General features: G+C 41.1%; 8 protein-coding genes and 1 pseudogene. 3 read left to right on the top strand and 6 right to left on the bottom strand.

The window, feature by feature from the left end; translation table 11 throughout:
* Nucleotides 1-41: 41 nt before the first annotated feature.
* Complete coding sequence (omp33-36, locus tag ACO1B7_RS06215; protein ID WP_153566904.1) at nt 42-920, bottom strand: porin Omp33-36; 879 nt, start codon at nt 918-920, stop codon at nt 42-44.
* A gap of 1,131 nt (nt 921-2,051) precedes the next feature.
* Between omp33-36 and ACO1B7_RS06210 the strand changes: the two genes are divergently transcribed.
* Complete coding sequence (locus ACO1B7_RS06210; RefSeq protein WP_423089922.1) at nt 2,052-3,758, top strand: GGDEF domain-containing protein; 1,707 nt, start codon at nt 2,052-2,054, stop codon at nt 3,756-3,758.
* A 122-nt stretch (nt 3,759-3,880) separates the two neighbouring features.
* Here ACO1B7_RS06210 and ACO1B7_RS06205 read toward each other — a convergent pair.
* Nucleotides 3,881-4,375, bottom strand: a pseudogene (locus ACO1B7_RS06205) (AbiJ-NTD4 domain-containing protein); the annotation flags it as partial.
* Between the two features lie 93 nt (nt 4,376-4,468).
* Between ACO1B7_RS06205 and ACO1B7_RS06200 the strand changes: the two are divergent.
* Entirely contained in the window at nt 4,469-5,332 is an 864-nt protein-coding gene (locus tag ACO1B7_RS06200) for an IS982 family transposase (RefSeq protein ID WP_004679438.1), read from the top strand.
* Between the two features lie 143 nt (nt 5,333-5,475).
* Entirely contained in the window at nt 5,476-6,339 is an 864-nt protein-coding gene (locus tag ACO1B7_RS06195) for an IS982 family transposase (protein ID WP_004729973.1), read from the top strand.
* Here the strand turns inward: ACO1B7_RS06195 and ACO1B7_RS06190 are convergent.
* The 4 genes from ACO1B7_RS06190 to tenA form a co-directional block, all read right to left on the bottom strand.
* A complete protein-coding gene (locus ACO1B7_RS06190) occupies nt 6,278-6,706 on the bottom strand; it encodes an AbiJ-NTD4 domain-containing protein (protein WP_423089921.1) in 429 nt (142 codons plus the stop codon). The two genes, ACO1B7_RS06195 and ACO1B7_RS06190, sit on opposite strands and share 62 nt — an antisense overlap.
* Nucleotides 6,707-6,823: 117 nt before the next feature.
* Entirely contained in the window at nt 6,824-9,655 is a 2,832-nt protein-coding gene (gene uvrA / locus ACO1B7_RS06185; RefSeq protein ID WP_336755053.1) for an excinuclease ABC subunit UvrA, read from the bottom strand.
* A 181-nt stretch (nt 9,656-9,836) separates the two neighbouring features.
* On the bottom strand, nt 9,837-10,205 hold the full coding sequence (locus ACO1B7_RS06180; protein WP_420938158.1) for a hypothetical protein: 369 nt from the start codon (nt 10,203-10,205) through the stop codon (nt 9,837-9,839).
* Between the two features lie 222 nt (nt 10,206-10,427).
* Nucleotides 10,428-11,099 (bottom strand): thiaminase II, encoded by a 672-nt coding sequence (tenA, locus tag ACO1B7_RS06175; protein WP_420938159.1) that lies wholly within the window; start codon nt 11,097-11,099, stop codon nt 10,428-10,430.
* Between the last annotated feature and the right edge of the window lie 195 nt (nt 11,100-11,294).

Raw genomic sequence — 11,294 nt, 5'->3', positions numbered from 1 at the left:
CGCAATATGCGTCCTTTTTTGATTCAGAATCTAATCAGAAATTAGAAACGGAATTTGGCATTTACACCAATCGTTTGTGTATCCAGTGCTTGGCCTTCAGCATTTGCATTTACATAAGATGCGCCAACTGCAACAGCAGGAGTGATGAAGTAGTTTACGTTCGCGCCCCAAGCTTTGTCTGGAGAACCAGCAAAGCTAGATTCCATATAAGATGCACCAACGCTTAACTGTGGGTTAAGGAAAAGAGTTGTACCTAAGTTGTAGGCAGTATCTTCGCCATAAACTAGCCCACTTTCAAAACCAATTGACATGTTAGTGCCGTCAATCGCGCCTACATATTTAGTGCGGGCAGTGATTGCATCTTTCTTATCAGCAATGGTTTCTGATTCAAGAGCAGCTTTAGCAACACCGTTGTTGAACATGTTGAAAGCGTCATAGGAAGTTTGGTCTGCAACGCTTGTGTAACCTACAGCTACCAGGAAGTTAGGAGCAACTAGAGCACCCAGTTCTAATGCATAACGGTCGCCATTATCATCTGTTGGGTTACCAGCTTTGTTATCAGTGATGGTATGGCTATAAGAAGCGCTTGCATAAGCAGGAACAACTTTAGTCGGGATATACGCTTCACCTTTTACACCGAAAGTATGGTGCACAGTGCGGTCACCAAATTCTTGTCCGTCTTCGCCGTATGTATAAGCAGCAGAAACATTAGATGCTTGGTTTAAAAAAGCAGCTTCAGCTAAAGGACCTTTAGAAGCATCAACATTGTTGAAGTAGTAAGTACCTTGAACTGCACCAGTGAAGTCTTGTTCATTCACAGTGTTGTCGATGAACTCTGACTGACCTTGAACTTCAAATTGATATGCTTGAGCACCGGTCATGGCTAATAATAAAGCAGTGGCTAAACCGAGTTTTTTCATGATATTTACCGTTTTGTTACAAGATGTGTACAGCTTTGGAACACATTGTATTGTGACAATTTATTAAGTCAATCCAATTCGAAATCGCTATTTTTTTAAGCTAAATCATTGTATTAATTTTGTGTAAAATTCAAGTATTAGGCTCCGAAGCTATTTTATATAAAAACTCTTGTATAACAAAAATCTAGACTTTAAATATAGAATCGGGACTAAAGATTAAGGAGAAATTATGTTGTTATTTTAATCAATTAATACGATTAATTATAATATATTTATCTATTAAAACAATTAATAATAGGTGAGCTAATTCATAAATGTGTCAAGAAGTGCAAGGTGTCTGGCGCCTCATGTCTTGATTGGATTGCTTGATTTTAAAGCATCATCAGCTTGGGTCTTAGAGTAGATGTCTGTTTTTTGAGCTAAATGGGCATGTTTTATAATCTTGACTGAAGCAATCGGCTTTACATTTTCAGGGGAATTTTACATAATATGAAAATCAAGTTAGAGTTCACATTTTCATAGTGATTTAGCCTGATTCTCCACAATTTTTTGTTTTATCGCCCAGCTTTCCCCAAGGTTGGGCTTTTTTTTGTCCCGCATTTTTTAATTCAGATCATTCTGTTTCTGAAAAAACCTTCAACTCAAAACAAGATGAGAAAAATAAATATTAGAATAATTTTAAGCGCCAAAATAGTGCATATTGAAAAGTAAAAATAGAGGTCTAAAATTCAATAGCTAAAAAAAAGCCCGATTTTCATAGAAAATCGGGCTTTTTTCGCCAAAATTTGCGGGTAAACTAAAATATCTGCTGAGGAATAATTTAACTCGCCCTAATGCGGTGCATTATGCACCTATTTGTTGCAGGTGTAAATAGTGCAGAAAGCAAGTTTTTATATTTTTTAGCTGCTTAAGTTCCCTTGTTTTTGTAAGACTTTATAGGGAATTGTGGTTATGAAACCCTGCATTAAAGTTTCAAATGAACTAACTTAAGTATCTGAAAATAATAGATGATAAAAATTCATTAAAAACATAAGTGAAGTAAGACTAAAGGCTTTAAGACCATCCTGTTTTATTTGTATAATAATCAATCTATTTAGCTTTGCTTGTCATATTGGGGCGTAATACAACAGCATGAATACCTTACGCTCTGAGTGGATCAGTAAACGTTTGTACTGGTCAATGTCGATTATTATTTTATGTTTGCTTTGCATCTGTATTCCCTTAATTGTAAGTAGCAGTCAAAGTTATTTAAAATCCAGACAAACCTATCAACAATTGAATGCCTTACAGCAGGTCGCTGATCTGGCGAATAAAATTTCGCGTGAGCGTGCGCCTGCCAATAAAGCCATGTCCAGTTCGGTGCAGGAATTTTCCCAGCATCAGCAAGAGTTAATCAGCTATCGTCAACAGGTGGATCGGCAGCTCTCCCAGACGGTTGATGTCTTGACGGAGGTCGGTTTTAACAACCTGAATCAGCAACTTTCACAGCTTGAAATCAGCCTGAAAAAAGGACGTGCACAGGTTGATGCCTATACCCGGATGCCGCGTCAGCAACGCAGTGCGCAAGAACTTGATCAGGCAATTCTGGCCATGTTTGTTGCCTGGGAAAGTTGCCGTGAACTTTTGCGTGACGTGGCAGTGGCTTCAGATAGCTCATCTACCCCTCTGAATAACTATATTAGCCAGATTCTATTTTTATCTGATTTACGTGATCAGGCTGGCCGTGTCGCATCGTCTATCATGGCGCATGTGACTTTTGAAGCTCCGCTTCCCACTGAAAATATTACCCGCTCTTTACAGACCCAACATCAGGTGCGTTATTTGTGGGCCTTGATTGATACCCTTCAACCTGCTCAAGATAAGACCGAGGAATTCATTCGTTTACATCGGCGGGTAGAAATCGAGTTTATTCAGCAAGGCTTACCAATTGTGAGTGAGCTGATCAGTGACAGTCTGGAGCAACGTGACTACCGTTTGAGCGGAACAGAGCTGACTGAGGCGATCGTAGATAAATTTGCGACTGTGGTAGACCTGCAAACTTACCTACTGCAATACAGCAGAGATGCCGCTATTCAAGAAATGAACAGCAATATGCAGCGTTTGATCTGGAGCGTGTTGGTATCGCTGATTTCATTGCTGACCGCGATTTCAACCATGATTTTTGCACGTAAACAGGTTTTTCTGCCGCTAATTCAGGCACGCCGCATGTTGTTGAGTTTGTCTAAAAACTCGGGTCGTCAGAAAATTGATATGCGGCTGCGTGAAGTGAATCATTCTGATTCTTTATTCGCTGCCATTCAGAAATTGCAACAGATGTTGCAAGAACGTGATGCGCTAGAGTTCCGTTTAAAGAATATTGCCCATTCCGATTCTTTGACCGGGCTGGCCAACCGTTTTGCGTTGGAAGAATATATCCGCTTTATGGAAAATCAGCCGGGTCAATTGAGCCAGACCTGTTTGATGATTATTGATATTGATCATTTTAAACAGGTGAATGATCAATATGGGCATATTATTGGCGATCAGGTGATTCAGCTGGTGGCCGAGCGTTTAAAGGCCAATGTCCGTGCTACAGATTTGCTGGTACGTTATGGGGGCGATGAATTTCTGGTGCTGATTGAAAATATCCAGATGCAGCAGGCATTGATTGTGGCCGATAACATTCGGGCTGAAGTGGCTGAGCGTCATATTGTGACTGCAGCAGGAGACGAGATTCAGATTTCGGTCAGTATTGGGGTTGCCATTGGTGCCGTGTCCTGGATGGCTTTATTGTCAAATGCAGATGATGCTTTGTTTGCAGCAAAGGCCAAAGGACGTAATGCGGTGGCAGAGGTTTAGTTCAAAAGACTGTTTTCTCTACTTTTGAACTGCACAAAAGTAGCAAAATGCATTTGTTCGACTGATGCTAAGTCCCTTTAGCACAGTCGAACGGGCGACATCCATGTCGCCAGTCATGTGATCTAATTTGGATGATCTCTGGTTTTGTCGATCAGATAGTTAATAAAATTTGTGCAGGCAACAAGCATAAATTTTGCATCGATATAAGAAAGATTTGATTCGTCTAACATTGCATGGCGAATACCATCTGCATCGGATGTATAACCATATAAAGATTTAATACTGGCTTTTAATGCAGGATTTATTGGATATTGTTTTTCAATTTGACCAATTGCATCACCTAAAGTTACTTTGTCCTTCTTTAATATTTTTTGACACATACCTTCTAATGCCGAAACAGATTCTTTAATCGAATTTCGATAGTCAGGCTTTTGACGATCTGACATCAGTTTTAAAGCTTTATTTAAATGTTGTTGAACACCTAAATATTGATTTGTATTTTCTAAAGCAGTTTCGATGGATTGAATTTCTTGTTCGGAAGTTATTGGAATGATTTCGTCATTTATAATTCGGTAAGCACTATTTTCACGCTCTAGCATATTGTTGATATTAGTTAACCTGAGTTCGATATAAAAAAAGAGTAGAAAAAAAGCCCTGTTTTTGTAACATATTGGTTCTCAAGACAAAATGTTATAAAACAAGGCTTCTCAATGGATCATATTACCGAATTATTTTGTATTTTGGATGATTTCTGCAAAAAATTTAATGAATCTTTAGAGAAAGCTTTAATTTCTAATCAAAAAACCAGGTTGAAAAAGTCAGCTTTAAGCTTGTCTGAAGCAATGACCATTGTCATTTTATTTCATCAATCCGGTTTTAGATTCTTCAAATATTTTTATTGCCAAATGATCGTTCCATTCTGGAAATCTGCTTTTCCTAAACTGCTTAGCTACAACCGATTTATTGAAATCATGCCCCGTTGTTTGCAAGCTCTGAGTAGTTTCTTCCATCAGGTGAAAGGAAAAGATACGGGAATCAGTATCATTGACTCCACTAAATTGGTAGTTTGCCATAATCTTCGGATTAAAAGGCATCGTGTATTTAAAGGCTTGGCCGGTCGTGGAAAAAGTAGTACGGGTTGGTTTTATGGTTTTAAATTACATCTCGTTATCAATAATTTAGGTGAAATTATTAATCTCAAGCTGACATCGGGAAATGTTCATGATGTTGCTATATTAGAATCTTTAACTCAAGAATTAAAAGGGATCCTACTCGGAGACAAAGGCTATTTGAGCAAAGCAAAAGCCGAAGCTTTAGCAGCAAGAGGACTGAAAATATTGACCCCATCACGTCGGAATATGAAAAATAAACCCATCCAAACTGAAGAAGAAAAACAATTACTTTGCAGAAGAGGATTGATCGAAACAGTGAATGATCAATTAAAAAATTTACATCAACTTGAACATTCACGTCATCGTTCGGTAAATAATTTCATGGTGAATATCATGGCTGCTGTAGTGGCTTATTGTTTGAACCCCAATAAGCCAACTTTCCAAAATATGCTAAAAGGTTAAGTGGATTTCATCGAACTCAGGTTAGTTATAAATGAATCTTTATTACTTAACCTGAGTTCGACATAAAAAATAAATAAAAAAAAGCCTTAGCATCTGTAATATCTTGGTTACGAAGACAAAACATTTCAGAGCAAGGCTTTTTCATGGACTATATTACCGAATTATTTTGTATCTTGGATGATTTCTGCAAAAAGTTTAATGAATCTTTAGAGAAAGCTCTAATTTCTGATCAAAAAACAACAATGAAAAAGTCAGCTTTAAGCTTGTCTGAAGTCATGACCATTGTCATTTTATTTCATAAATCCGGGTTTAGATTTTTCAAATATTTTTATTGTCATATGATCATCCCATTTTGGAAATCAGCTTTTCCCAAGCTTCTTAGTTACAATCGTTTTATTGAAATTATGCCGCGTTGTTTGCAAGCTTTGAGTAGTTTCTTCCATCAAGTTAAAGGAGAAGATACCGGAATTTGTATTATTGATTCGACTAAATTGGTCGTTTGCCATAATCTTAGAATTAAAAGACATCGTGTATTTAAAGGCTTAGCTGGTCGTGGTAAAAGTAGCACAGGTTGGTTTTATGGATTTAAAGTCCATATTGTTATCAACAACTTGGGTGAAATTATTAATCTCAAGATTACATCGGGAAGTGTTCATGATGTTGCTGTACTTGAATCTTTAACCCAAGAGTTAAAAGGTATTTTACTGGGCGATAAAGGCTATCTGAGTAAAGCAAAAACTGAAGCTTTAGCAGCAAGGGGGCTCAGACTATTAACCCCGTCACGCAAGAATATGAAAAATAAACCCATCCAAACTGAAGAAGAAAAACAATTGCTTTGCAGAAGAGGATTGATCGAAACAGTGAATGATCAGTTAAAAAACTTACATCAAATTGACCATTCACGTCATCGTTCGGTGAATAACTTTATGGTGAATATTATGGCTGCTATAGTGGCTTATTGCTTAAATCCAAATAAGCCAACTTTCCAAAACTTGCTAAAAAGCTAAAATATTTCATCGAACTCAGGTTACTTACTCTTTGATAGGGGTAGTGCTTAATTGTTTCTTCAATCAAGCTATAAATTTCGTGCCATGCACAATTAAAAAAGTAATCTCTAATTATTTTTAAAGAATCAGATGTCCATTGAGGGATGGTATCTGTAGGGTTTTTAAAAAGATTAAGCCAATAAGATTCTACTAACGAGTATATATTTGAATTACGGGTAAAAGAGCTTTGATTATGTCCATGTTCAATCCGATTCCAAATATAGCTATGAAAAACACTCCACAAACCATTTTTTAAAGCATCATCTATACTTTCTTTTTGAATAATGTCACGTACGGGCTTATAACCATATCTTTCAGAAAATCGCATTTTGTTCCCCCTCAAACAAATTTAAGAATAGATTTATTTTTTTAATCCACCCTAACCCTCCTTTGCGAAAGGAGGGAATGCCTCCTCTTTATCAAAGAGGAGGCTAGGAGGAGATTTTTATTTCAACAACGGCTTCAAGAATTTACCCGTATGTGAAGCTTTGACTTTCACGACCTGTTCAGGCGTACCTTCCGCAACAATCATACCACCACCCGAACCACCTTCAGGGCCTAAATCCACCACCCAGTCGGCAGTTTTAATTACGTCCAGATTATGCTCAATCACCACGATGGTATTACCCTTGTCACGGAGCTGATGCAGGATATCCAGCAGTTTGGCAATATCATGGAAATGCAGACCCGTGGTCGGTTCATCCAGAATATATAGGGTTTGACCAGTATCGCGTTTGGCCAGTTCACGTGCCAGTTTGACACGCTGTGCTTCACCACCAGAAAGAGTGGTCGCAGACTGACCCAGACGTATATAGCCCAAACCGACCTGATGTAATGTTTCCAGACGACGGTGAATCACCGGAATCGCATCGAAGAAATGCATGGCATCTTCAACGGTCATCTGCAAGACATCGGAAATATTCTTGCCCTTATAGTTTACTTCCAGCGTTTCACGATTATAGCGTTTGCCATGACAGGCATCACATGGCACATACATATCCGGTAGGAAGTGCATCGCTACCTTGATCATGCCATCACCTTCACAGGCTTCACAGCGGCCACCTTTCACGTTAAACGAGAAACGACCGGCAGCATAACCGCGTGCCTTGGCTTCTTGCGTCTGTGAAAACAGTTCACGAATCGGGGTAAATAGGCCGGTATAAGTCGCCGGATTGGAACGCGGGGTACGTCCAATCGGACTCTGGTCAATATCCACCACTTTGTCGAGGAACTGTAAACCATCAATCGATTCAAACTTTTCCGAAGTTAAAGTGGTGGCACCATTGAGCTGGGTCGCCGCCAAAGGTAACAAAGTCCGGTTAATCAAGGTCGATTTACCTGAACCGGACACCCCGGTAACACAGGTCATAATACCTAAAGGAATGGTCAGACCGACTTTTTTCAGGTTATGCCCGGATGCTCCCATTAGCTTGATCTGTTCTTTAGGCTTAGGCGGTTGAATCCGTTTTTTCGGCACTTCAATTTTTAATTTTCCGGATAAATATTTTCCGGTCAGCGAGTCCGGATTGGCCAGAATTTCATCATACGTTCCTTCGGCAATCACATGCCCACCATGCACACCGGCACCCGGACCGATATCAATAATATGATCGGCGGCACGAATCGCATCTTCATCATGCTCGACCACCAGCACGGTATTGCCCAGATCACGCAGACGGATCAGGGTTTGCAGCAGACGGTCGTTATCACGCTGATGCAGACCAATTGACGGCTCATCCAGCACATACATGACGCCCATCAAACCGGCACCGATCTGTGAGGCCAGACGGATTCGCTGCGCTTCACCACCAGATAAAGTTTCGGCAGAACGGGACAGGCTGAGATAATTCAGGCCGACCGAAACCAGAAAGTGCAGACGTTCACGGATTTCCTTGAAAATCTTGTCGGCAATTTCTCCACGGGCACCTTCCAGATGAATGTCTTGATAATAGCTTTCAGCATCGCCAATCGACATACGGGTAATATCGGCAATGGTCTTGTCCAGAATTTTCACATTACGCGAAATTTCATTTAGACGTGAACCATCACAGGCATCACAGGCAGCATTGGATAAATATTGCGCCAGATCATCACGGACATAATTACTTTCAGTTTCACGATAACGGCGTTCCAGATGCGGCAAAATTCCTTCAAAAGGAATGACCCGATTATGGCGACGACCACGCTCATCGATATAGCTCAGATCAATTTTTTCTTTGCCGGTGCCGTACAGAAATTTTTTCTTGGTATCGGCATCCAGTTCATTCCACGGCGTTTCTAGCGAAAAACCGAAATGCTCGGCGACTTTCTGGATCATGCTGTAATAGTAAGGACGCTGACGGTCCCAACCACGAATCGCGCCTTGGCTAACGCTGACCTCAGGATTAGGAATCAGTTTGTCGGCACTGAAATGGCTGCGGGTCCCTAGACCATCACAGACCGGACAGGCACCAAAAGGATTGTTGAATGAAAACAGGCGTGGTTCCAGTTCAGCCACTGCACGGTCACATTCCGGGCAGGAGTGTTTGGCTGAAAACACACGATCGTTATGCTCGCCCTTCATCCAGGATAAAATTGCGATATCACCACCGAGACGTAGCGCGGTTTCAAAACTTTCTGCAATACGGTTACCCAGATCATCACGAACCTTAAAGCGGTCGACCACCACTTCAATGGTATGTTTTTTCTTTTTATCCAGCTCAGGTGGTGGATCAATTTCCATGATCTCGCCATCCACTCGGGCGCGGACAAAACCCTGACTTTGTAGCTGTTCAAACAGCGCTGTATATTCGCCCTTACGTTCGCGCACGACCGGTGCTAACAATAACAGCGCAGTGCCTTCTTCCAGTGCTTTGACTGCATCAACCATTTCAGTGACTGTTTGTGCCACCATCGGCAGGTCATGTTCCGGACAGAACGGTGTACCGACACGTGCATACAGTAAACGTAAATAGTCGTAAATTTCGGTAATGGTTCCCACGGTAGAGCGTGGGTTATGACTGGTCGATTTCTGCTCGATGGCGATGGCTGGACTCAAGCCCTCAATCGAATCGACTTCCGGTTTTTCCATTTGGGAGAGGAACTGGCGGGCATAGGCAGACAGCGATTCCACATAACGGCGCTGACCTTCGGCATATAAGGTATCAAAGGCAAGCGAGGACTTACCTGAACCAGACAGTCCCGTAATCACCACAAACTTGTCGCGTGGTATATCAAGGTTCACATTTTTCAGGTTATGGGTACGTGCGCCTCGAATACGGATGTGGCTTTGGCTCATGCAAGGATCCTAGAATATTCATCAAAAACCCTTATATGATACCGGATGAAAAATGTTCAAGTGCAAATAAAAGTATTTTAAACGTCAAGTTATGTCGGTGATTGGTCAATTCATCACAACATTAAGAAACACAGCAGCAGATTGTCTAAATATTCACAATGACTGTAGGTCAGGTAAATACCTAACAAGCCGCTGCATAGCGGCGTTCAAAGATAGATTCAATCTCTTCAAAGCAGCAGTCACGTGGCACATCATGATGCAAACGTGCATAAAAATTGACTTCATTTTCCAGAATATGCAGAAAGTCCTCATAGTCTTTTTGGAAAAAATCCAGGTCGAGCAAATCGTTACGTCGCGCCTGATGACAGCGATACTTTTCAATAAATTTCAGCAGGTGTTTCTGGATATGTGTGTTGGTGTGGTAAATCAGATAAGTCGCTGCCGAACCACAATCTGGACAGCCTTGTTCCAAATAGATTTCTTCATTATTGAGCCAGCAACATTGCAGGGTAAAAAATGCCCGAATCGCTTCGGTGCCTAAAGTGTGCATATCATCTGCCTCTTTCCGGGATTGATTTTATTAATTGATAATTATTCTCAATTATTGTTCGGCAATTTGGGGCTTATAGCTAGGTCTAGCGTACCGGCCAGTTCTATCCTTGTTTTTTTCAGACTAAGCCGTTTTTATGATCGGTTTATGACAGTAGAAATTTTTTGATCAGCTATAACCAAAAAGCCCTATCTTAAACAGGGCTTTTTTTATTCGTCCGTCCTAGTCATCCAGACCAGGCCACTGGCGTTGCTCAAAGGCACTGTCCCAGAACAACCATTCCAGACGGGCCGCATGCGTATAAGCTGCATGCATTTTTTCTAGTGTATCGGCATCAACACGCGCCGCAACACGGTCAACGGTCGCAATCACATTCCGCACCGCAGTGTGGAATTCTTCTCCTGAATAGGTATCCACCCAAGCCTGATACGGATTATTCGGCGCAGAGTTATCGACAATATCTTTACCAACTTCGGCATAAATCCAGAAACAAGGCAGCAACGAGGCCAGCACCACCGGGTAGCTTTCCGACCAGGCGGTCGAAGTCAGATAAGAGGTATAGTGATGACACGCCAAAGTCAGCGGGGTATTTTCAAACTGCTCTTTGCTAATGCCAAAATCCTGCATAAAGCCATCATGCAGGTTACGTTCCACCACAATCGCTATTTTGGCTGCCTCGGCAAACTGGATTACATCGTCCGCTTCAAAAGCTTTGGCGGCACACACGGCCAGTGCACGGCCATAGGCCAGTAAATAATGCGCATCCTGAATCACATAATGACTAAAGGCTTCACGGCTTAAAGTACCTTGCGCCAGTTGCTGATTAAAGGGCAGGGCCAGGGTCTTCTGATAAAGTCCGAGATTACGTTGCCATACCTCTTGTGAAAAACTCATGCTGAAAATCCTTCGCAGTTCAAGTTAAACCATGCGGCACTATAGCAAAGATCGGGCTGTTTAAAAGATCGGCAAATTTTAAAAACAGAAAATAAGATAAAACAGCTCAGGAAGTGCTTTGGTTTATGCGCTAAAAGTTTCATAATTAGCTTAACTTTTCCTATTCGTATTGCTGCTCTCTCGCAGCCATACATT

The sequence above is a fragment of the Acinetobacter lwoffii genome, assembly GCF_049367455.1.
GTDB lineage: Bacteria > Pseudomonadota > Gammaproteobacteria > Pseudomonadales > Moraxellaceae > Acinetobacter > Acinetobacter lwoffii_W.
Note: the sequence above shows the minus strand (reverse complement) of the source record. Positions and strands in the feature narration are given on the sequence as shown.